The organism is Mesorhizobium neociceri (genome assembly GCF_013520985.1).
GTDB classification, from domain to species: domain Bacteria; phylum Pseudomonadota; class Alphaproteobacteria; order Rhizobiales; family Rhizobiaceae; genus Mesorhizobium; species Mesorhizobium neociceri.
In genome coordinates this window covers 104,300-123,501 of sequence record NZ_JACDTY010000013.1, presented here as the reverse complement: position 1 = coordinate 123,501, position 19,202 = coordinate 104,300, and the positions used below count along the sequence as shown (strand labels likewise).

Annotated in this window: 26 protein-coding genes; 9 read left to right on the top strand and 17 right to left on the bottom strand. The window is 62.6% G+C overall.

From position 1 onward, the window contains the following. Positions 1 to 41: 41 nt before the first annotated feature. Entirely contained in the window at positions 42 to 1,244 is a 1,203-nt protein-coding gene (locus tag H0241_RS23885) for an MFS transporter (protein WP_181060285.1), read from the bottom strand. 153 nt (positions 1,245 to 1,397) lie between these two features. On the opposite strand from H0241_RS23885, the gene H0241_RS23880 reads away from it, so the two are divergent. Continuing rightward, complete coding sequence (locus H0241_RS23880) at positions 1,398 to 2,024, top strand: TetR/AcrR family transcriptional regulator (RefSeq protein WP_181060284.1); 627 nt, start codon at positions 1,398 to 1,400, stop codon at positions 2,022 to 2,024. A gap of 9 nt (positions 2,025 to 2,033) precedes the next feature. Here the strand turns inward: H0241_RS23880 and H0241_RS23875 are convergent, their stop codons facing one another. Next, on the bottom strand, positions 2,034 to 2,861 hold the full coding sequence (locus tag H0241_RS23875; protein ID WP_235984434.1) for an ATP-grasp domain-containing protein: 828 nt from the start codon (positions 2,859 to 2,861) through the stop codon (positions 2,034 to 2,036). A 109-nt stretch (positions 2,862 to 2,970) separates the two neighbouring features. Here H0241_RS23875 and H0241_RS23870 point away from each other — a divergent pair, with 109 nt between their 5' ends. From H0241_RS23870 to groL, 3 genes are all read left to right on the top strand, one after another. Then, entirely contained in the window at positions 2,971 to 3,768 is a 798-nt protein-coding gene (locus H0241_RS23870; protein WP_181060283.1) for a class I SAM-dependent methyltransferase, read from the top strand. 185 nt (positions 3,769 to 3,953) lie between these two features. Then, entirely contained in the window at positions 3,954 to 4,250 is a 297-nt protein-coding gene (gene groES, locus H0241_RS23865; RefSeq protein WP_006203049.1) for a co-chaperone GroES, read from the top strand. Between the two features lie 62 nt (positions 4,251 to 4,312). After that, the gene (gene groL / locus H0241_RS23860; RefSeq protein WP_023709705.1) at positions 4,313 to 5,968 is read left to right on the top strand and encodes a chaperonin GroEL; all 1,656 of its coding nucleotides are present in this window, start codon (positions 4,313 to 4,315) and stop codon (positions 5,966 to 5,968) included. A gap of 78 nt (positions 5,969 to 6,046) precedes the next feature. On the opposite strand, the gene H0241_RS23855 is transcribed toward groL, so the two are convergent. Beyond that, the gene (locus H0241_RS23855) at positions 6,047 to 6,658 is read right to left on the bottom strand and encodes a TetR/AcrR family transcriptional regulator (protein ID WP_181060282.1); all 612 of its coding nucleotides are present in this window, start codon (positions 6,656 to 6,658) and stop codon (positions 6,047 to 6,049) included. Between the two features lie 134 nt (positions 6,659 to 6,792). Between H0241_RS23855 and H0241_RS23850 the strand changes: the two genes are divergently transcribed. Beyond that, positions 6,793 to 7,245 (top strand): OsmC family peroxiredoxin, encoded by a 453-nt coding sequence (locus H0241_RS23850; protein WP_181060281.1) that lies wholly within the window; start codon positions 6,793 to 6,795, stop codon positions 7,243 to 7,245. A 16-nt stretch (positions 7,246 to 7,261) separates the two neighbouring features. Beyond that, positions 7,262 to 7,648 (top strand): nuclear transport factor 2 family protein, encoded by a 387-nt coding sequence (locus H0241_RS23845; RefSeq protein ID WP_181060280.1) that lies wholly within the window; start codon positions 7,262 to 7,264, stop codon positions 7,646 to 7,648. 78 nt (positions 7,649 to 7,726) lie between these two features. On the opposite strand, the gene H0241_RS23840 is transcribed toward H0241_RS23845, so the two are convergent. Beyond that, positions 7,727 to 8,242: an OsmC family protein gene (locus H0241_RS23840; RefSeq protein ID WP_181060279.1), complete on the bottom strand. Its 516-nt coding sequence runs from the start codon at positions 8,240 to 8,242 to the stop codon at positions 7,727 to 7,729. Between the two features lie 53 nt (positions 8,243 to 8,295). Then, positions 8,296 to 8,721, bottom strand: coding sequence for a GFA family protein (locus tag H0241_RS23835; RefSeq protein ID WP_181060278.1), 426 nt, complete (start codon positions 8,719 to 8,721; stop codon positions 8,296 to 8,298). A gap of 207 nt (positions 8,722 to 8,928) precedes the next feature. Here H0241_RS23835 and H0241_RS23830 point away from each other — a divergent pair, with 207 nt between their 5' ends. After that, on the top strand, positions 8,929 to 9,921 hold the full coding sequence (locus tag H0241_RS23830) for an AraC family transcriptional regulator (RefSeq protein ID WP_181060277.1): 993 nt from the start codon (positions 8,929 to 8,931) through the stop codon (positions 9,919 to 9,921). A gap of 28 nt (positions 9,922 to 9,949) precedes the next feature. Here H0241_RS23830 and H0241_RS23825 read toward each other — a convergent pair whose 3' ends face one another. The 8 genes from H0241_RS23825 to H0241_RS23790 form a co-directional block, all read right to left on the bottom strand. Then, a complete protein-coding gene (locus H0241_RS23825; protein ID WP_181060276.1) occupies positions 9,950 to 10,561 on the bottom strand; it encodes a LysE family translocator in 612 nt (203 codons plus the stop codon). A 269-nt stretch (positions 10,562 to 10,830) separates the two neighbouring features. Further along, positions 10,831 to 11,250, bottom strand: coding sequence for a YkgJ family cysteine cluster protein (locus H0241_RS23820; protein ID WP_407941769.1), 420 nt, complete (start codon positions 11,248 to 11,250; stop codon positions 10,831 to 10,833). Positions 11,251 to 11,254: 4 nt separating this feature from the next. Further along, positions 11,255 to 11,422 (bottom strand): hypothetical protein, encoded by a 168-nt coding sequence (locus H0241_RS23815; protein ID WP_181060275.1) that lies wholly within the window; start codon positions 11,420 to 11,422, stop codon positions 11,255 to 11,257. Between the two features lies 1 nt (position 11,423). Beyond that, positions 11,424 to 11,831, bottom strand: a complete 408-nt coding sequence (locus H0241_RS23810) for a hypothetical protein (protein ID WP_181060274.1) — start codon at positions 11,829 to 11,831, stop codon at positions 11,424 to 11,426. Then, positions 11,831 to 12,055: a hypothetical protein gene (locus H0241_RS23805; RefSeq protein WP_112562407.1), complete on the bottom strand. Its 225-nt coding sequence runs from the start codon at positions 12,053 to 12,055 to the stop codon at positions 11,831 to 11,833. Before H0241_RS23805 ends, H0241_RS23810 begins: the two co-directional genes overlap by 1 nt. Before the next feature lie 293 nt (positions 12,056 to 12,348). Then, entirely contained in the window at positions 12,349 to 12,558 is a 210-nt protein-coding gene (locus H0241_RS23800; protein WP_023671502.1) for a cold-shock protein, read from the bottom strand. Positions 12,559 to 12,996: 438 nt separating this feature from the next. Further along, positions 12,997 to 13,623, bottom strand: a complete 627-nt coding sequence (locus tag H0241_RS23795; protein ID WP_181060273.1) for a class I SAM-dependent methyltransferase — start codon at positions 13,621 to 13,623, stop codon at positions 12,997 to 12,999. Continuing rightward, positions 13,613 to 14,653: an oxidoreductase gene (locus H0241_RS23790; protein ID WP_181060272.1), complete on the bottom strand. Its 1,041-nt coding sequence runs from the start codon at positions 14,651 to 14,653 to the stop codon at positions 13,613 to 13,615. Before H0241_RS23790 ends, H0241_RS23795 begins: the two co-directional genes overlap by 11 nt. Positions 14,654 to 14,761: 108 nt before the next feature. On the opposite strand from H0241_RS23790, the gene H0241_RS23785 reads away from it, so the two are divergent. Next, a complete protein-coding gene (locus tag H0241_RS23785) occupies positions 14,762 to 15,388 on the top strand; it encodes a TetR/AcrR family transcriptional regulator (protein WP_181060271.1) in 627 nt (208 codons plus the stop codon). Between the two features lie 116 nt (positions 15,389 to 15,504). On the opposite strand, the gene H0241_RS23780 is transcribed toward H0241_RS23785, so the two are convergent. Both H0241_RS23780 and H0241_RS23775 read right to left on the bottom strand, forming a co-directional pair. After that, a complete protein-coding gene (locus H0241_RS23780) occupies positions 15,505 to 15,834 on the bottom strand; it encodes a YciI family protein (RefSeq protein WP_181060270.1) in 330 nt (109 codons plus the stop codon). Between the two features lie 130 nt (positions 15,835 to 15,964). Next, a complete protein-coding gene (locus H0241_RS23775) occupies positions 15,965 to 16,618 on the bottom strand; it encodes a glutathione S-transferase family protein (protein ID WP_181060269.1) in 654 nt (217 codons plus the stop codon). A gap of 167 nt (positions 16,619 to 16,785) precedes the next feature. Here H0241_RS23775 and H0241_RS23770 point away from each other — a divergent pair, with 167 nt between their 5' ends. After that, positions 16,786 to 16,965 carry a CsbD family protein gene (locus tag H0241_RS23770; protein WP_181060268.1) on the top strand — a complete coding sequence of 60 codons (180 nt, stop codon included), beginning with the start codon at positions 16,786 to 16,788 and terminating at the stop codon, positions 16,963 to 16,965. Positions 16,966 to 17,014: 49 nt separating this feature from the next. On the opposite strand, the gene H0241_RS23765 is transcribed toward H0241_RS23770, so the two are convergent. Beyond that, positions 17,015 to 17,953 carry a tripartite tricarboxylate transporter substrate-binding protein gene (locus H0241_RS23765; protein WP_181060267.1) on the bottom strand — a complete coding sequence of 313 codons (939 nt, stop codon included), beginning with the start codon at positions 17,951 to 17,953 and terminating at the stop codon, positions 17,015 to 17,017. Between the two features lie 51 nt (positions 17,954 to 18,004). Next, positions 18,005 to 19,117: a metallophosphoesterase gene (locus tag H0241_RS23760; protein WP_181060266.1), complete on the bottom strand. Its 1,113-nt coding sequence runs from the start codon at positions 19,115 to 19,117 to the stop codon at positions 18,005 to 18,007. Between the last annotated feature and the right edge of the window lie 85 nt (positions 19,118 to 19,202).

The window sequence follows — 19,202 nt, the reverse complement described above, 5'->3', positions numbered from 1 at the left end:
CGATCATTTATTTGACTTAGTCAAGTATCCCAGCTTGACGCTCACGCCATCGTGTCTTCGGCGATGGCGCGGCGGCGGCGCGCGACCAGGATGAACAGGCCAAGCATGACGACGCTGGCCGCGGCACTGGCGGCGGCGAATTCCGGCACCGGTCGGAAATCCTTGCCGTCGATCAGGAGCGATGCCGCGATCGGCCCGATGGCCAGACCGAAGAGCTGGGCGGCCGGCACCAGAAGCACGGCCGTGCGCGTCTCGTCGGCAGTGATCGCCAGCCGGATCTGATAGGGCACGATGAACAGAAGAATGAAGCCTATGACCAGAGCGGCGGCCCAGAACATCGCCAGGTCGGGACTGCCGGCGAGTACCGCCGAACAAGCGACGGCGACCAAGCCGATCGCCACGATGGCGATGCGGTAGTCGATGCGCGCCTCGAAGACGGTTGCCGTCATTGCGCCAAGGACCTGGACCGCAAGGCTGGCCGAGACAATCAGGCCGACGGTGCGTCCGTCGATGCCGTATTGTGCGCCGAGCGGCTCGAGAAAAGCCCAGACCGAGCCGAAGAACATGAAGTAGCAGAAGACGCACAGCAGAGCGGTGAGCGAAGGAACGGTCAGCACATTGCTGAATTGTTCCTCCTTGGGCAGCTCGGCATAGCTATCCGGGACAATGAAGGCGACCGCCATCGAAACGATGCAGACGACAGCAAGGACGATGAAGCCGCCCGCCGATCCGGCGGCCGGGATCACGTAAAGTGCCAGCAAAAGAGCCAGCCCGCATTGCGCCAGGGTCTGGATGGTGACGAAATAGCCGCCGATACGCTCGGCCCGGCGCGAGCGGGCGATCAGTTCGGTGGCGACCGCCACAAGGCCACCTTCGGCAAGACCGGCCACGGCGCGGGCGGCGATCAGCGAGTTCGGGCTGACCGCATAAGCGGTTGCCCAGTTTGCCAGCGCCAGCAGGACCAGAAGGATCGCACTCTTCCAGCGCATATTGTGGGCGGACAGCATCATCGCCACCACGGCCGAACCGACGCCGATGGCGATCATCTCCGCCGTGGCGACCAGAGCGAGTTCGTCGCCGCTGACATGTCCTTCCGTGTAGAGCGCGCCAAGCAGCACCGGCTGCAGGCCGAGGATAAGCAGGCCGACCGAACCGATCCACAGCGCCGAGGCCAGTTGCGCGGCGGTCGGATTGCCGACCAGCCAGTCAACGTTTCCGGCATCGGCGTTACGAACAGAAGTCACGGGCGCCTCCCAACGTCCTTGCCTGACGGCAAAAAAACTGACAATCTGTCAGTATTTAGAAACTGATACTCGATCATATTCGTTTGTCAATCACTGGTGAGGCTCGGCATTAGCAAGGCTAGGGATCGAATTGGCGATCGAGAGGGTGGCGGCATGAACGAAGCAATGAGAACGGCGACCGAGCCGAGGCGCAGGCCGAAGCAGGACCGCAGCCGCGAGCGCATCGACGCCATCCTGTCGACGACCATGCGGCTGATCGGCGAAAAGGGCATCGACGCCGTCACCATGAAGGAAGTCGGCGCGCTGGCCGGCGGGCCGATCGCCACCGTCTATCATTACTTCCCCAACAAGTCGGCGATCCTGGCGATGCTCTACGAGCGTTTCTCCGAAGTGAGCCGCGCCCGGCTTGCGGTGATCGTTGCCGACATCGGCGGGCTGAATGACGTCATCGCCGCCGCCGACAGGCTGCTCGACGATTACTATGAACGCGTCGCCGGCGACCCCGCGATCCAGGACCTGCAGAACGCCATCCAGGCCGACAAGGCGCTGCAAAATCTCGACATCGCCGAAACCCAGCAGCAGGCGAGGATGTTTTGTGACCATGTCGAGGCGTTTCTCGCGCCGGAGCGGCGCGGAGAGTTCGGCCGCATGGTTTTCCTGATCTTCCAGCTTGCGGGAGGAGTCGTGCGCATGGCGCTGACCCAGGATGAAGCGGAAAGCCGCCATACGATCGAGGACTACCGGTCGATCATCCATACGCAGTTGCGCCAGTTTCTCTAGGCGACGAGTCTATCCCACCCGGTGCATGAGGCCCTCGAAGCCGTCGGCCAGGTGGGCAGCGCCGGCCGCAAACATTTTCACCAGATTCTTGGGACGGCCCGGGGTCTTGTTGGCGTCGAGCAGGATGGCCCTGCCCTCATGCATGACGAAATCGAATTTGCCATAGTCGAAGCCGAGTTCTCGTCGCCGCTCGCGGATCTCGTCAGGAACTGAGACAGGCTCGCGTCGGATTGTTTCAGATGCCTTGACCAGGCCGTTTGGTGAGATGTAGCGGGTGCAGCGCTCGCTCTCCCCGCAAAACACCCAGAACCGCATTGCGAAGCCATCGGGTTCCCGTTCGGCAATGAACTTTTCCACGACCAGATCGTCGTCGCCGAAGATTCCATCCGGGACGTCGCCAAGAGACCCGTAGACCTCATAGGGCTGCGGCCCCTGCACATCAGGAAAAGGCGGTTTCTTGCCCGCGCGTCTGGACCGCCGATTGAGGAACGTCTCCGGAATGCCTTGATTGTTGAGATTGGTTTTGACGATGACCGGGCCCTGCCAAGTGTCGTCATGCTCTAGCAACGCGCCGCTGACCCGTCGCTTGGAGATGTCGGCCGTTGCGAGATTGAGGCAGAATGGAAAGCCCCGTGCATAGTCGAGATAGTCTGCCGGTGTGACCGTTGCATCGACATGCAGAATTGCAATGTCGGCACCGTGCGTCCTGGCCGGGCCTTGCTGGATCCGAACCGAATGGCCGCGCCTTTTCAGTTCTTCGAGAAATATCGAAAAGCATATATGGGCTCGACCTGCGCAGTAAGAGGTTGCGGCCGCTCTGGAACCGATCGTGCTCATGCGTTACGACGACAATTCGTGCCACCGGCTGCCTTTTGATTTCCTGCAATTTTCTAATAGGCGACTGTGAACACCAAAAGCCAGAAGTCTCGGACTCTGGAAAGGCAGCATGACAAACCATTGGGACAATTATCACCGTCACTGGAGGCTTCTGGACGCGCCACTTCGGCCGACCCCGGAAACCATTGACATATTCGAGCGCGAACTCAGCCTGGCAAATGCTGATGTCCTGCTCATGGGGGTGACGCCGGAACTTGCCGTGCTCGGCAGATCGATGCTGGCGGTCGACCAGTCGGCGGCCATGATTTCGGGCGTATGGGCCGGCGACAATGCATCGCGCAGGGCGATGGCCGGAAACTGGCTGGATTTGCCCGTTGCCAGCGCCAGCACCGAGGCAGTCATTGGCGACGGATGCCTGTCCGCTGTTGCCTCGAAGGCGGCACGCGATCGCCTGCACAGCGAAATCGCCAGGGTCTTGAATTCAGGCGGGCGGGCCGCGATCCGCGTTTTCGCGGCCCCGGAAACGACCGAGGACCTGGCTGATATCGAAGCCCAGGTGCTGGCCGGCGCAATCGAGAATTTCCATGTGCTCAAATGGCGGATCGCCATGGCGTCCACCACACGCAGCCCGGATTTCGCAATCAAGGTGCGGGCAATTCGCGACGCATTCGACGGCTTGTTCCCCGACCGCGAGGCCCTTGCAACACGGACCGGATGGAGTATGGCGTCGATCAACACGATCGACGTCTACGCTGGCTCCGACATAAGCTACAGCTTCGCGCCGCTGGCCGTGCTGGTCGATGAGGCGAGCGGCTGGTTCGGCGAAGTGCGCGTCGTGCCGAGCGGCACCTATCCCCTGGCGGAACGATGCCCGCTGCTGGTGCTTGAATCGCCGAGGCGTCGCTAGGCTTCCCGTCGGACAACGGCAGGGCTCCAATTAGAGCAAATTGAGCCCACCGTTCGCCTTGACTCTCGAAAGCCACGCGCCTATTTCAGCGCCACGTTAGCACTCACCCTAAGCGAGTGCTAACTCATGTCCGGCACCGCCGGATGGAGGAACTGTTCTCACCGTTCTCATTCGAGGAAGAAAAAATGGCAAAGTCGAAGTTCCGCCCGCTTCATGACCGCGTGGTCGTACGCCGGGTCGAATCCGAATCCAAGACCGCCGGCGGGATCATCATCCCGGATACGGCAAAGGAAAAGCCGCAGGAAGGCGAGATCATCGCCGTCGGCTCCGGCGCTCGTGACGAAGCTGGCAAGCTGGTCCCGCTGGACGTCAAGGCTGGCGACCGCATCCTGTTCGGCAAGTGGTCGGGCACCGAAGTCAAGCTCAATGGCGAAGACCTTCTGATCATGAAGGAATCCGACATTATGGGCATCATCGGCTGATTATCGGCCTCACCGTCAACTGAATTCCGGGCTTGATCGCAAGCCCTTGCCAGGAGCTAAAAATGGCTGCCAAAGACGTAAAATTCTCCCGCGACGCCCGTGAGCGCATGCTGCGCGGCGTCAACATCCTCGCCGACGCGGTGAAGGTCACGCTCGGCCCCAAGGGCCGCAACGTCGTCATCGACAAGTCGTTCGGCGCCCCGCGCATCACCAAGGACGGCGTCACCGTCGCCAAGGAAATCGAACTTGAAGACAAGTTCGAAAACATGGGCGCGCAGATGGTCCGCGAAGTTGCTTCGAAGACCAACGACATCGCCGGCGACGGCACCACGACCGCGACCGTTCTGGCGCAGTCGATCGTCCAGGAAGGCCACAAGGCCGTTGCCGCCGGCATGAACCCGATGGACCTGAAGCGCGGCATCGATCTGGCCGTGACCGAAGTCGTCGCGGCTCTCGGCAAGGCTGCCAAGAAGATCAAGACCTCCGAGGAAGTTGCCCAGGTCGGCACGATCTCGGCCAATGGCGACGAGTCGGTTGGCGCCATGATCGCCGAAGCGATGCAGAAGGTCGGCAACGAAGGCGTCATCACGGTTGAAGAAGCCAAGACCGCCGAGACCGAACTGGAAGTCGTCGAAGGCATGCAGTTCGACCGCGGCTACCTCTCGCCCTACTTCGTCACCAATGCCGACAAGATGGTTGCCGAGCTCGAGGACGTCTACATCCTCCTGCACGAGAAGAAGCTCTCCAACCTCCAGGCCATGCTGCCGGTTCTCGAAGCCGTCGTGCAGACCTCCAAGCCGCTGCTCATCATCTCGGAAGACGTCGAAGGCGAGGCCCTGGCCACGCTGGTCGTCAACAAGCTGCGCGGTGGCCTGAAGATCGCTGCCGTCAAGGCGCCGGGCTTCGGTGATCGCCGCAAGGCCATGCTGGAAGACATCGCTATCCTCACCGGTGGCCAGGTCATCTCGGAAGACCTCGGCATCAAGCTCGAGAACGTCGGCCTCAACATGCTCGGCCGCGCCAAGAAGGTGTCGATCTCCAAGGAGAACACCACCATCGTCGACGGCGCCGGCAAGAAGGCCGAGATCCAGGGCCGCGTTGCCCAGATCAAGCAGCAGATCGAAGAGACCACGTCGGACTACGACAAGGAGAAGCTGCAGGAACGTCTCGCCAAGCTGGCGGGCGGCGTTGCGGTGATCCGCGTCGGCGGCGCGACGGAAGTCGAAGTCAAGGAAAAGAAGGACCGCGTTGACGATGCGCTGAACGCGACCCGCGCGGCCGTCGAAGAAGGCATCGTTGCAGGCGGCGGCGTCGCCCTGCTGCGCGCTTCGGCCAACATCAAGGTCACCGGCGTCAATGCCGACCAGGCTGCCGGCATCAACATCGTTCGTCGCGCGCTGCAGGCTCCGGCCCGCCAGATCGCTTCGAACGCAGGTGCTGAAGCTTCGATCGTTGCCGGCAAGATCCTCGACAACAAGGGCGCGACCTACGGCTACAACGCCCAGACCGGCGAGTATGGCGACATGATCGCCATGGGCATCGTCGACCCGGTCAAGGTCGTTCGCACGGCTCTCCAGGACGCGGCTTCGGTCGCTGGCCTGCTCGTCACCACCGAAGCCATGATCGCGGAGGCTCCGAAGAAGGAGTCGGCTGGCGGCGGCATGCCTGGCGGCATGGGCGGCGGCGGCATGGGCGGCATGGGCGGCATGGATTTCTAATCCAACCCCTATCAACCTTCAGATACGGAAAGGGCGCCGAAAGGCGCCCTTTTTGTTTTGAGGTCGAGCTGTCAGGCCTCAGGCGGTTGCACCGGCGTGACGCCGCGTTTCTCCGCCGGCCAGCACTGCGGTTTCGATCAGGGCCGCCACCTCGTCGGCCACCACCAGCACCGGGGCGCGGTCGCGAGTGGCTCGGGCGATCACCATCAGCCCTTCCAGCGACGATTCGACCAGCAGCGCCAGGGCATGCGCGCGGTGCTCGGGCACCCCTGCCCTGACAAAGGCCTGTTGCAGCAAGCCGATCCATTGCCCGAAAGCCGACCGGCAGAGTTCCGCCAGTTCCGGCACGTCTTTGGGTGAATCCAGCACCACCGGCGCAATCGGACAGCCCAGCGAAAAATCATTGTCCTCCAGCATGCGCCCGACCGAATGGTAGATGTGGCGAACGGCCACCGCCGGATCGTTCTCGGCGGCCAACGTCTCGCCCAGCCTTTTCGTCACGTCGGCGACGCTGTCGCGCGTCACCTCGATGACCAGCTGGTCCTTGCCACCCGGAAAATGAAAGTAGAGCGAGCCACGCGGCGCGCCGCTGGCGCCCAGAATGTCGTTGAGCGAGGTGCCGTGATAGCCGCGCTGCCTGAGCAGCAGCGCGGTCGTCTCGAGTATGCGGGTTCGGGTGTCGTTCGCCATGTCAGCCTCTGTCAGCAGCGGCCATTATAGGGCTTGCAAAAAATATGACAACCGGTCTACATAATATATAGATCGGTCTATAGATTTTTCGTTTCGACCTATTATTGCCCTCAACCTTGACTTGGGAGAATCCAATGACCATCCGTGAAGCTTCCGCCGAATGGCAAGGCACGCTGAAGGAAGGCGGCGGCCGCTTGCGGCTCGGCAGCGGCGTCTTCGAAGGCGCCTATTCCTTCCCGTCGCGCTTTGAGAACGGTCCAGGCACCAACCCGGAAGAGCTGATCGCGGCAGCCCATGCCGGCTGCTTCTCGATGGCGCTGACCTTCATCCTCGGCCAGGAAGGCTATGTCGCCCGGAACATTCGCACCGTCGCCAAGGTGCATCTCGGCGCGACCGCCGCCGGGCCGACCATCACCCGCATCGAGCTCGAAACCGAGGCGGAGGTCGCCGATCTCTCGGCAGACGAGTTCGAGCGCCTTGCGCAATCGGCCAAGGCGGGCTGCCTCCTCTCACGGGCGCTGGCCGGCGTTTCCTGCATAAATCTCAAGGCAGGGCTCATCGCCAGCGCCGCCCCTGCCGAACATTGAACATCAGGAGGCAAAGATGAAACAGGATAGTGTCGTGACAATTCACGCGGACGAACAATCCAGGCAGACTGCCGAGATCATGCGGCGCTTCAACGATGTGTTCCAGCACCGTGATCCGGCTGCGCTTGCCGAGCTGGTGGCCGACGACTGTGTGATCGAAAACACCGTGCCGGCGCCGGATGGCGCCCGCCATGCCGGCAAGGATGCCTGTGTCGGCCTGTGGTCGGCGATCGCAACGCAGGCCGGCACAAGCTTCGACCTCGAGGAAACTTTCGTCGCCGGCGAGCGGGCGACGATCCGCTGGCGCTACTTCATGGCCGACGGCAATTCCATCCGCGGCGTCAACCTGATGCGCGTTGCGGATGGGCGGATCGTCGAGGCGATGGGCTACGTCAAGGGATAGGCCTTACCCGATGCGGCACCATACGCGGATTGATCCGGAATCTCGCCCGGCAGGGCAGAGATTCCGGCTGTTGTCCCGTCAATGGACGACCCTTTGCAGCTTCACCGTCGTCTTGGGGCTGTTCTGGATGGTCTGGAAGATCACGCAGTAGCGGTCGGTGAGCTCAAGCAGCTGGTCAAGCTGGCTCTGCGAAGCATCGGTATCGATGTCGAACCGCAAGCGGATTTCCTTGAAGCCGACCGGCACGCCTTCTGTGACACCGAGCGTGCCGCGAAGATCGACGTCACCTTCCGCGGAGACTTCCGCAGACCTGATCGGAATTTCCAGCACGGCCGCGGCCGCCCGCATCGAGACGCCGGCGCAGGCGATCAGCGCCTCAAGCAACATGTCGCCCGAGCAGAGCTCCTGACCGCTGCCGCCGGCCATCGGATGGATACCGGCAAGCGCCAGTCCACGCCCGGTCTCGACCTTGCAGGTTACGGTGGAGGCGTCAGCGACACCCCTGGCCTTCAAGGTGAGAAACGCGGCCTTCGCATCTTTGCGATAAAGATCCTTGATCGGTTCCTGCGTGGCGCGGAATGTTGCGATTTCCATGATAATCTCCTGTGGTGAATTGTAGTTGTCAAAATGGCGAGCAGTGGCCGGCCTTACTCCGGCACGGCGATGCCGGAGCCGCCGAGTTCCGCGGGAAAATCCCTGAGCTTGGGCAGTCCGTCCTTCATCGGCAGCACCGTCTCGGCATAGTTGACGTGAACCCCAGGCGTGAATTTCACGCCCGGTATCGTTGCGGCATAGACGTCGACCAGGCCAAGCGGCGGATGATCGGTCATCAGATGACCACCGCATTTCGTGCAGAACTGGCGATCGCTCATTTCGGTTTTCTCGAAGCCGGACAGGAACTCCGCCCCCTTGGTGACCTTGACGTTCTGAGGCTTCCACAGCGTGAAGGCGTTCACGGGAGATGCCGACCACGATCGACAGGAACTGCAATGGCAATAGCCCATTGCCTCGGCGGACCCGTGCACTTCGATTTCCACGGCGCCGCAGAAACACCCGCCCTTATGTACCGTCATGACTTTTGTCCTTGGTTGGTTTCGACTGCGCTCGGCGTCCGCGTTCGGCAGCGCTTGAGCACCAGTGGGGTGTAAGGCTTTCGCCTGCGAACTGAATGATACGGCGTCCGCCTTGCTTGACAGCGCGTCCGGAACTGGAAAGGGATGTCGCACCGGCACCGCCCTCCGCGGTGCGGGTGCGCAGGGATGGGTGCGGGACGAAACGGAATGGCCGGGGATGCTCTGTCTGACCTGTTAAGGACGGTACGGCTTACCGGCGCGACGTTTTTCGACATTGAAGGACACGAGCCGTGGGCCGTCTGTTCGCCGGCGCCGTCGTCCATCTTGCCGAAGATCCTGCCCGGCGCCGACCATCTGATCTCCTACCATGTGGTGACGGCCGGCCGCTGCTTCGCCCGCATCGTCGGCCAGGAAGCGATCGCGCTGGAGGCCGGCGAAGTCGTCGTCTTCACCAGGAGCGACCCGCACATCATGTCGAGCAATCCGGCGCTGCGCGCCGATCCGCCGACAGCCGATGTGCTCGACATCGCGACCGCCGGCCGGATGCCGTTTTACATCAACTGCGCCGGCGACGGCGCGACCTCGGCCAGGCTGGTCTGCGGTTATCTCGCCTGCGACGCGCAGCCGTTCAATCCCCTGCTCGAGGCGTTGCCGCCGGTGATCAAGGCCGGAGATGTAAAAGGCGATGGCGGCTGGCTCGGCCAGTTCATCAATCTGGCTGTCACGGAAGTGGCGGAAAAGCGCGCCGGCAGCGAAACGGTGCTCACCAAGCTCAGCGAACTGATGTTCGTCGACGTGCTGCGCCGCTACGTGGAATCGCTGCCGCCGCAACATACGGGCTGGCTGGCTGGCCTACGCGATCCGCATCTGGCGAAGGCCTTGGCGCTGATCCACGACCGGCCGGCGCATAACTGGACGGTGGAGGGGCTGGCGAAGGACTCCGCACTGTCGCGCACCGTGCTCGCCGAACGCTTCACCCGGCTCGTCGGCATGCCGCCGATGCACTATCTCGCCAAATGGCGCATGCAGATCGCTTCGGAACTGCTCAGCGCCGGCAACAGCAACATGGCAAGCATCGCGGCCGAAATCGGCTACGAATCCGAGGCGGCGTTCAGCCGCGCCTTCAAGAAGATGATCGGCGTTCCACCCTCGGCCTGGCGTCTGGGCATCCGGACGGGGTCCGGAAGCGACGAGGCGTAACAGGCCGAGGGGCTGGCAGCTCCAGCTTCTAACGATCAGCCAGCGCCAGCTTGGCGCCGAGCATGACGAAGGCGCCGGCAAAGGTGCGGCGCATCCAGGTCAACACCATCGGCCGCGACACGACATGGCTGCGGATCGAGGCGGCAAAGATGCCGTAACCGACGAACACGACGAAGGTCAGCAGCATGAAGACGCTGCTCAGTTCCAACATCTTGGCGAATGCGTTCGGTTCGGTAGTGCTGACGAATTGCGGCAGGAAGGCGAAGAAGAAGATCGACAGCTTTGGGTTGAGGATGTTGATCAGGATGCCGGAGCTGATGACCTTGGCGGCCGAGCGGGGTGCTACGTTTTCATCGACACTCAAGCCGCCCTTCTCCTTCAGCGTGTTCCAGGCCATGTAGAGGAGATAGGCAACGCCGAGATACTTCAGGGTCTCGAAGGCGACAGCACTTGTGTGCAGCAGCGCCGCCAGGCCGGTGATGGCGGCAGCCATATGCGGGATGATGCCGAGCGTGCAGCCAAAAGCGGCAATGATCGAGGCGCGCACGCCGCGCGAGAGCCCGGCGCTCAGCGTGTAGAGAACGCCAGTGCCGGGCGAAGCCACGACGATCAGCGACGTCAACAGGAATTCGATGCTCATGGATCCTCCAACGCCCTGCCCGGCGTGGAAGCTATCGGGTGATGTGGGATGAGGCAAGCGGCGGTGAGAGTAATCTCCCCCCATGTGGGGGAGATGGCCGGCAGGCCAGAGGGGGGCGCGAAGGATCGCCTGCGCCACTGTCTTCCGATCGTTCGAAAGCCCTCAATCGTCCGCCCAGAACTATGGCTGAGAGGCCGGCGGGACAGCGCCCCCCTCTGCCCTGCCGGACGTTCGTCGCTCGCAAAGCCAAGCAATTGGCTTTGCGTCCGCTACGCGGAGCGCTCCTCAACCCCCACATGGGGGGAGATTGGCAGTTCGAGCGGCATCCCGTGCGCCTTGCGCGCCATCAGGCAATCGTCGCCGCCGGGCATGCAGGCGCGGCAGACGTCGGGGCGGATCTCGTAAATGCCGCAGGCCGTGTGCTTGCCGACCTCGCCGGTCAGCGCCGTACAGCGCACGCCATCGCAGCGCATGCCGGACAGGTCGGCCGACACGAATTTTTCCGGTATCCGGTCGAGCTGCGCATCGTCCTCTGTCGAGAAGCGTGGCCATTCGGCGGAGTAGGAACAGCAGGCGCCGCAGCTCTGGCAGTCGAAGATTGCGACCGCGCCCTTATCGCCAGACAAGAAGTCTGGTGCGTCAGCCAGCTCGGCGGGCGCGACGGCGGGATGACCGGTAGCTTGCGGCAAGGCGCTATTTCTTCTTGCCTGCCTTGCCCTTCGGCGCGTCCGCCTGCGACTTGAACAGGTCGGTCGCGGTTTCGGCGGCCTCAGCAGCCTTCGGCGCGGCGGCGGGTTTGGCAGGCTTTGCAGCGGCAGCCGGCGCTGCAGGCTGGTCCTTGGTGGAGAATTTTATGGCCATGTCAGTCCTCGTCGGAAAAACGCGATGATGGTGCGCGCGGATTGCGCAAGCGGCCGATCAGCGCCGAGACCGCCGTGATGTTCATTTCCTCGGGCGACCAGTTCCTCGCCTCGGCGATGTGGTGCGCCGCAAGCTCGCGATGCGTGCTGCCGCTGTAGGCGGCATCCTGGTAGGTCACACGCTCCTGGGTCTTTTTGTCCTCGCGGACATATTCGACCAGATAGTTCGGGGCTTCGGCACGGCCGCGCACGCCGACACGCACCTGCGCATCGCCATGGGCACGCTTGCAGCGCTCAAGCTTTTCCAGCACACGCCGGACGTATTCGACCGGCTTGTCCAGGCCTGCGACCATGGACGCAATGGTCGCATCGGCATCGATCGGCGTTGGCGGTACGCGCTTGGTTGCCATCAGCGTTTGCCTGCCCGCTTCGGCAACGCCGCAAGGGCCGCGGCCGCGGCCATCTCGTCGGCTTCCTTTTCCTTGCGCAGTTCGCGCAGGCGCGCGGTCTTGGCTTCGCGCGCCTCGCTGACGGCATCACGCTCGGACAGGATGCGGTTGAGCGACATCGACTGGGTTTGCGTCTTGCTGAACAGCGAGCCGGCCTGGTCGGCGGTCTTCGATTGAGTGGTCAAAACTTTCTCCTGTCGGGAGCCTTGCGCCGATCGGGCGAGACCGGTCTGCGGTCACGACCAAAGCAATATGGCATCGGGCAATACGGGCGGTTCAGATTGCTGGAGCGTCCCTTAGCACGTTCCGGCCGGCGTGCAGCGCACTTTTAGCGGCATGACACGCAAAATGAAAAAGGCCAGGCACCGCCTGACCTTCCATGGAAGCGCCGCGCATCCAGTTGGATGCGCAAGGCACTCCTTTCAGCCTTTCATCGGTGCCAGTACATCCGTGGTCACCGGAAGGCCGAATTTCTTGATCAGGCCGCCTTCAACTGATCGGCGGACATCTTGCCCGACTTGTTGTCGCGGGTCATCTCGTAGCCGAGCTTCTGGCCCTCGACGATATCACGCATGCCGGCGCGCTCTACGGCCGAGATGTGGACGAAAACGTCGGCGGAGCCGTCGTCAGGCTGAATAAAACCAAAACCTTTGGTGGCGTTGAACCATTTCACTGTGCCGGTGGCCATGAAGAATCCTTTCCCTGGCAAATATTCGTTAACCGTCGTGCGAATGCACAACGGTTTTTGTCTCGATTTTTGATGGGGAAGTTCGTCAAAGGCGCGCGTGCGTGCGCGGATAACAAAAGTCGGTCAAACAAATATCGACATGTTTCTTCTAGACTTCTTTTGGCGTCGAGTCAATTTCTGGTTTCTCCGCAGGTAGAATTCAACCTGGGGATGCCGGTGCATGAGGCCTCAACTGACGAGCTGGCGGAGCGCAAGGCGGGCGTAAAAAAATTCACCGGGCGCGGAACCAATCGCAAGCCGGCGCATTTCTATGGTGTCAGCAATTTTAGAGAGCGATCTCAGGACTGCTGGCAAAAGGACGCCTCCCGCACGATAAAAGGTGCGAGGGGCGTTCTTGTTTGTGCCAGGCCTTTGTTCGGCTGCGTTCCGCCGCCTGTCTTACACTCTCTCCCGGATCATCGTGATCGCCCGCGGCCGGACAGAGTTCGCTTGCAGCGGCACCGGGCGGCGGGCGATGCGGTAGACCGCTGCCGGTGGAATGTTCCTCAGCGTACGCCCCATGCGCGTCGCTTCGAGACCGAGCCCTTCCAGCAGGCCGCCGGGGACCGGGCAGCGCGGGCCGTAGGTGAACTGATAGAAGCAGCCGTCGTCGCGCAGATGCGAGAACGATCCGGCAAGGATCGCCGACACCGTCTTTGCCGGCATGGACAACAGCGGCAGACCGCTGACCACCGCGCCGGCCTGCGCGGACTGCGTCCCGATTGCGTCGCCGATGTCGGCCGCGTCGATACGCAGCAGGCGGGCTCGCGGAAAGCGCTGGGCAAGCATGGCAGCGAACTCCGCGCCCTTCTCGACCAGGATCAGTCTGTCCTCGCTGACGCCCTGCCGGATCAGGGCCTGGGTGAACACGCCCGTCCCCGGCCCCAGTTCGATAACCGATCCTGTCGACGCGGTGATCTCGGAAACCATCAGCCTTGCCAGAGCAGCACTCGACGGCGTGATCGAGGCAACACGCAGCGGATCGAACATCCAGGCGCGGAAAAAGCGAAGGATGTCAGAGGGCATGCGCCGCCCCCGGGTTTGCCAGGTTGAAGCGGACGCCGGTCAGATCCTCGGAGAGCTGCCACAGTCTTTTGGCGAGATCTGGGTCGCTTGCCGCGTCGACCGGCTGGACAATTGTCGGATAGCCGCTCTTTTCACCCCTGCCATCCGGTCCGATGAACTGCCCGCTTGCTGCCGCCGGTGCGGTTGCCGCGTAGAGCTGGTTGAGCGCGCCCATCGCCACGTCCTGCGCGAAGAAGCGGTTGCCGAAGCGCATGAACAGTTTGAGGATGCCGGTCGGGCCGCTCAGTTGCAGATTGGTGGCGGAATAGCCAGGATGGGCAAGCAGGCTGCGCACCGGCAGGCCCACGGCCTCCAGGCGCCGGTCGAGTTCCAGCGCGAACAGCACATTGGCGAATTTCGACTGGGCATAAAACGACATGCGGCCATAGTTTCGCGCGCCGACAAGGTCGTCGAAATGGATATTTCCGCGCTTGTGCAGGTCGGAACTGACGGTGACCACCCGTCCGTCGCTGCTCTGCGCCAAGCGGTCGATCAGCAGTGCCGTCAGCACGAAATGGGCGAGATGATTGACGCCGAACTGCAACTCGTACCCCTGGCGGGTCAGACTGCGCGGCGGCATCATGACGCCGGCATTGTTGACCAGCACATCGACGGCCAATCCATCTGCGATGATATCAGCGGCAAAACGCTTCACATCGTCGAGATCGGCAAGATCGAGCTTCCGCAATTCGAGCGAGCCGCGGATACGCTCGGCTTCGATACGGGCTTTCGCGGCCCGGCCCTTTTCTTCGTCGCGCGCGGTCATCACGACATGGGCGCCGTGGCGCGCAAGTTCCAGCGCCGTCTGGAAACCGAGACCGCTGTTGGCGCCAGTGACGATGATGGTTCGGCCGAACTGGTCAGGAATATCGGCGGCTGTCCAGCGACTTGGTGCAGGAGGATCATTGACGGCGGCATGCGGGATTGTCGACAAGGCAGCGGACGAGGGCTGGGTAGACAGGCGATTGGTGGATAAGGACTGGGTAGACATTGGGGGGATGTCTCCTGGGGTTGATCGTGCGGCGGTCATCTTAACAGTGTTAAGTGACAAATAGCGCAAAATCTGTACACTGTAAAGATTGGGTGCGGGAGAAATCAAATGGCTGTCGAAACGACGCGTGAAGCCTATCACCATGGCGATCTCAGGGATGCCCTGATCAAGGCGACGGACACCATCCTGGCCGAGCGCGGCCTCGAAGGTTTTACCCTGCGCGAGGCGGCGCGGCGCGCGCATGTGTCGCCTGCAGCCCCAGCGCATCATTTCGGCAGCTCCGCCGGGCTGCTGACCGAAGTCGCCATTCTCGGCTTTGAGGAACTCGCCCGCCATATCGAGGTTGAAGGGTCGGCTAAGAGCGCGACCGCGCGGCTGAAACAGCAGGCGGCCGGCTATGTACGCTTTGCCCTCGCCTATCCCGGCCGCTTCCAGCTGATGTTCCGGTATGACCTTCTGCTGCCCGATGACGCGCGGCTGGCGGCTGCGTCCGAACTGGCCAAGGTACCGATCGCGCGCACGATCCTTGCCTTGCGCGGGCTGCCCGAGGATGCCGAGCTTGACGCGCCAACGAGCGCCACGATGCTGGCAGCCTGGTCAACCGTGCACGGCTTTGCCCATCTGGCGCTCAGCGGCAAGTTTTCGAAGCTCACACCGGAGGCGAAATCCCAGCATCTGCTCGACGAGCTTTTGCCGCAGATGCTGGACATATTGTGGCCGGAGCCGAAACGCTAACCCACGCTAGAGCGTTTCACCGTTTCACGGAAACGGCGAACCGCTCTATCTCTTTGTTTTTCCGCAATTTCCGGACGGAAAACCGCTCACACTTTTCCTGGAATTGCTCTAGCGGTCTACAGGATCGCGCTGATCAGCGGCAGGATCTCGTAGCGGAAACCGCGGCCCGACCTTGACACCGGATCGCCGTCGGTAACCGCCCTCGCCTCGGCTTCGCTGCCGACGCGCAGGATCAGCAGCCCCCAGGGGCCGGCCGGGTCGGCGACCGGGCCAGCCAAAATCATGGTGCCCTCGCGCAGCTTGCCGCGCAAATAGTCGGCATGCCGGCCCATCAGTTCCCGCTCCTCCTCCGTGATGGTGAAGGCGAAGTCCGGCCGAGGCGGGATCAGCCGGCAATGGAAGATTGATGGCGCCCTGATTTTGCGCGGTCCGTCATTGCTGGCCATCGGTCTCTCCCCTAGAGCGTTTCACCGTTTCACGGAAACGGCGAACCGCTCTATCTCTTTTTTACGCAATTCCGGACGGAAAACCGCTCACACTTTTCCTGGAATTGCTCTCGGGATGTCGTCAGTCGACCTATTCGTCCGGGCCGGGTTCCGGCCACGTCTCCTTCGCCGCCTCGGCATACCAGTGCCGCATCGCCGGCGTTGCCAGCACGGCATCGACATAGGCGCGCGTATCAGGCGCCAGTTCGCCGCCATAGGTGTCGAAGCGGGTGACGACCGGCGCGTACATAGCGTCGGCTGCGGTGAAATGGCCGAACAGGAACGGGCCGCCCTCGCCATATTGTTCCCGGCACTGGCGCCAGATCGTTTCGATCCGCGCCCGTTGCAATTCGCCTTCGGCGTCGAGCGGCTTGTGGCCCTTTGGCCGGCGCAAATTCATCGGCCAGCCATAGCGCACCTCGCGAAAGCCGGAATGCATCTCGGTCGCCACCGAGCGCGCCATGGCGCGGGCGCCGATATCCTGCGGCCAAAGTTTTTTCTCCGGAAACAGGTCGGCCAGATATTCAAGGATGGCAAGGGTTTCCCAGACGATCCTGCCATTGTGAATCAGCACCGGCACGAGGCCGGTCGGCGACACTTTCGCCAGATTGGCAAAGGTCTCGGGCGTGCGCAGGCGCACGAAGCCTTCCTCGAACGGGATCTCCAAATGCTTCATCGCCACCCATGGCCTCAGCGACCAGGACGAAAAGCATTTGTTGGCGATGATGAGGTTGAATTCAGCCAAGACGGTCTCCCCCGGAAATTTTCGCCACACTAGCCACTGGATACGACGGCGGCAAAGCGTTTCGGCGACCATATAAGCGACCAAAGCGACGATGGCCTGTCGCCAAGGGAACCTAAGCCACGCCTGCCCGTTTGCCTCCTGCAAATGAAATCCCAGGAGATGCAAAGATGGTGAACAAGGATCAGGTTGCCGGCGTGGCCAAACAGGTCAAGGGCTCGGTCAAGCAGGCCGCCGGCAAGGCGACCGGCAACAGGCAGACCGAGGCCGAGGGCACGGCCGACAAGATCGCCGGCAAGGTGCAGAAAGCCTATGGCGATGTGAAGGAAAAGGTCAAGAAGGCGTTCTGATCGGGCGTTCGCCCATCACACTGCAGGGAGGCGGCTTAGGCTGCCTTCTTTAAGGCTTGGCACTGGCGGCTTTCATGAGTCGCGCCGCGCCTTCACTCTCGCTCTGCACGAAGCGCACGAATTCGGGCTGCGTCATGCTCATTGGCTCACCCCCGTGTCCAGCGATCCACTCGCGCAGGTCAGGCTCAGTGAGCACGCGCCCGATGTCATTCGCAAGCGTCTCCACCACGCCGGTCGGAGAGCCAGCCGGCGCCCACATCCCATACCAGATCGGGAAGTCGAAGCTGGCGACGCTCGCCTCCGCGATCGTCGGCACCTCCGGGAGCAAGGTCGAGCGCGTCGCTGTACTCACGCCCAGCGCAACGAGCGTGCCGTCGCGAATGTGGGGCAGGGCAAGAGAGATTGGCACCAAATAGTAAGTGAAGCGCCTCGCTATCGCGTTAGCGATGGTATCGGCATTCGAATCGTTCGGCGAGGAAGGCACGTGCAGCGCCTTGATTCCCGCCGCTTGATTGAATTTCTCGACTCCAACATGTGTGCCGGTTCCTATGCCGGTCGATCCAAACTTGAGCTCACCTGGCTTCGCCTTCGCCGCCGCAATGAGCTCGCCGACGGTGGTCACGCCAGTCGCTCTGCCTGCGACGAGTGCGTAGGCTTGCCTCGTGAGCGGAACGATCGGAATGAAATCCTTCAATGGATCATACGGGAGGTCCTTCAGGAGCGCTGCACCATATGCCTGAGCGTTGGTGTTTATCAGCAGCGTGTAGCCGTCGGCCGGTGACTTCGCGACCTGTGCGGGGCCTGCAGTGGCTCCTGCACCTGGGATGTTCTCCACTGTCACCGGTTGGCCCCACAGCGCAGAAAGCTTCGGGGCCAGGGCGCGAGCCAACAGGTCCGGCCCGCCGCCCGCCCCGAACGGGTCAATTATGCGTACCGGCTTGGCCGGATAGACTCGTGTGGACGCGGCCAGATTTGCTGTGCTTTTCATCGTGTCCTCATGTGCCTTTAAACGTGGGCACCAAGTGTTAGAATCTATCCACTAGAAGTCCCTGGAGAAAGCGTTGGTGAAAGCGACTTCGCCCTGGTCGCCGGTAGCCTCGCCCAGCACGACGTCCATGCTGTCACTGGTCACCCGCCCCAGCGCAAACCCGCCCATATAGGCGGCTTTCGGCTTGAACAGATCGACCCCGCCGCTGCGGTATATCATCGGCACCTCATGCTGGTGGCCGTGAAAGATGGCGACGACATTGTAGCCCTTCAGCGCCGCGAGCAGCGCCTGCCGGTCGGCCTCGCTCCACCAGTGCGGCGCGCCCGAGCCGCCGTCGTCGTAGGTGCGCTTGGCCGAATCCCAGCGTTCGACCGAAAAAGTGTCCCAGCCATAGTGCTGGAACAGGATGACGGGACGGCCGTCCGCGGCGTAGGTCGCCAGATCCTGCTTCAGCCATGGCAGGCTGCTCACCGCGCCATGGCCGATGTCGCCGGCAAAACGGTGCGTCTGGATCAGATGCAGGCCGCCCCAATCCCAGGAATAGCAGTCGGTGTCGACATCGTATTCGGTGGCCGGCACCGGCGGCTTGAAGAACACGCCAGGGCGGTGGTTGACCTCGACATAGTCGCGCAATTCACGCCGGTACCAGTCGACATGCGGCGGCGAACCGTTCTGGTCGAGATCGTGATTGCCGAGCCCGACATAGACGGGCATGTGCACGCGGTCCGGGCCGACGCCCTGGCTGTAGCGCTGGCTGAACTGCAAAAGCTGCGTGCCTTCGCTGGGCTCGGTGATCTGGCCGCCGCCATCGTCGGTGATGTCGCCGCCGACAACGAGGCCGAGCGGCGCACCGATGCGACTGCCGGCCGAACGCAGGCCGGTCGCAACGCCGTCGATCTCGGCCGGCCATTGCCGGTCGGCCAACCCATTGAGGGCCGCGACATTGCGCAACAGCGCGGCGTCCGTTTTGCCTTCCTGCAGGCAATTGGGGCTCAAGCCGCTCGCCATACGGCAGGCATGGACATCGGCGATGAACAAGAAGGTGGCGTCGATGGGCTGGATGCGCTTTCCGGTTTGGCCGAGAGCGGCGCGCGGCAGCAGGCCAGCCATGGCAAGGCCGGCTGCCTGTGCGAGGAAATTGCGCCGGGTGGAGATGCGATTCATGGTGTGAGTTTCAGCACAGCCAGCGCCCTGCCGTCCAGTTGCCACGCGTGGCAGGTCGACACGGCATTGTGGCTCTGGCATTTTT

What these genes read in the sequence shown, in the direction of transcription:
- H0241_RS23785 (WP_181060271.1), top strand. Translation starts at nt 14,762, where the DNA reads ATGGCTGTCGAAACGACGCGTGAAGCCTATCACCATGGCGATCTCAGG.
- groES (WP_006203049.1), top strand. Translation starts at nt 3,954, where the DNA reads ATGGCAAAGTCGAAGTTCCGCCCGCTTCATGACCGCGTGGTCGTACGC.
- H0241_RS23880 (WP_181060284.1), top strand. Translation starts at nt 1,398, where the DNA reads ATGAACGAAGCAATGAGAACGGCGACCGAGCCGAGGCGCAGGCCGAAG.
- H0241_RS23835 (WP_181060278.1), bottom strand. Translation starts at nt 8,721, where the DNA reads ATGACGGTACATAAGGGCGGGTGTTTCTGCGGCGCCGTGGAAATCGAA.
- H0241_RS23825 (WP_181060276.1), bottom strand. Translation starts at nt 10,561, where the DNA reads ATGAGCATCGAATTCCTGTTGACGTCGCTGATCGTCGTGGCTTCGCCC.
- H0241_RS23760 (WP_181060266.1), bottom strand. Translation starts at nt 19,117, where the DNA reads ATGAATCGCATCTCCACCCGGCGCAATTTCCTCGCACAGGCAGCCGGC.
- H0241_RS23830 (WP_181060277.1), top strand. Translation starts at nt 8,929, where the DNA reads ATGGCCGGGGATGCTCTGTCTGACCTGTTAAGGACGGTACGGCTTACC.
- groL (WP_023709705.1), top strand. Translation starts at nt 4,313, where the DNA reads ATGGCTGCCAAAGACGTAAAATTCTCCCGCGACGCCCGTGAGCGCATG.
- H0241_RS23780 (WP_181060270.1), bottom strand. Translation starts at nt 15,834, where the DNA reads ATGGCCAGCAATGACGGACCGCGCAAAATCAGGGCGCCATCAATCTTC.
- H0241_RS23840 (WP_181060279.1), bottom strand. Translation starts at nt 8,242, where the DNA reads ATGGAAATCGCAACATTCCGCGCCACGCAGGAACCGATCAAGGATCTT.
- H0241_RS23850 (WP_181060281.1), top strand. Translation starts at nt 6,793, where the DNA reads ATGACCATCCGTGAAGCTTCCGCCGAATGGCAAGGCACGCTGAAGGAA.
- H0241_RS23790 (WP_181060272.1), bottom strand. Translation starts at nt 14,653, where the DNA reads ATGTCTACCCAGTCCTTATCCACCAATCGCCTGTCTACCCAGCCCTCG.
- H0241_RS23765 (WP_181060267.1), bottom strand. Translation starts at nt 17,953, where the DNA reads ATGAAAAGCACAGCAAATCTGGCCGCGTCCACACGAGTCTATCCGGCC.
- H0241_RS23855 (WP_181060282.1), bottom strand. Translation starts at nt 6,658, where the DNA reads ATGGCGAACGACACCCGAACCCGCATACTCGAGACGACCGCGCTGCTG.
- H0241_RS23875 (WP_235984434.1), bottom strand. Translation starts at nt 2,861, where the DNA reads ATGAGCACGATCGGTTCCAGAGCGGCCGCAACCTCTTACTGCGCAGGT.
- H0241_RS23845 (WP_181060280.1), top strand. Translation starts at nt 7,262, where the DNA reads ATGAAACAGGATAGTGTCGTGACAATTCACGCGGACGAACAATCCAGG.
- H0241_RS23795 (WP_181060273.1), bottom strand. Translation starts at nt 13,623, where the DNA reads ATGCCCTCTGACATCCTTCGCTTTTTCCGCGCCTGGATGTTCGATCCG.
- H0241_RS23870 (WP_181060283.1), top strand. Translation starts at nt 2,971, where the DNA reads ATGACAAACCATTGGGACAATTATCACCGTCACTGGAGGCTTCTGGAC.
- H0241_RS23815 (WP_181060275.1), bottom strand. Translation starts at nt 11,422, where the DNA reads ATGGCCATAAAATTCTCCACCAAGGACCAGCCTGCAGCGCCGGCTGCC.
- H0241_RS23800 (WP_023671502.1), bottom strand. Translation starts at nt 12,558, where the DNA reads ATGGCCACCGGCACAGTGAAATGGTTCAACGCCACCAAAGGTTTTGGT.
- H0241_RS23810 (WP_181060274.1), bottom strand. Translation starts at nt 11,831, where the DNA reads ATGGCAACCAAGCGCGTACCGCCAACGCCGATCGATGCCGATGCGACC.
- H0241_RS23770 (WP_181060268.1), top strand. Translation starts at nt 16,786, where the DNA reads ATGGTGAACAAGGATCAGGTTGCCGGCGTGGCCAAACAGGTCAAGGGC.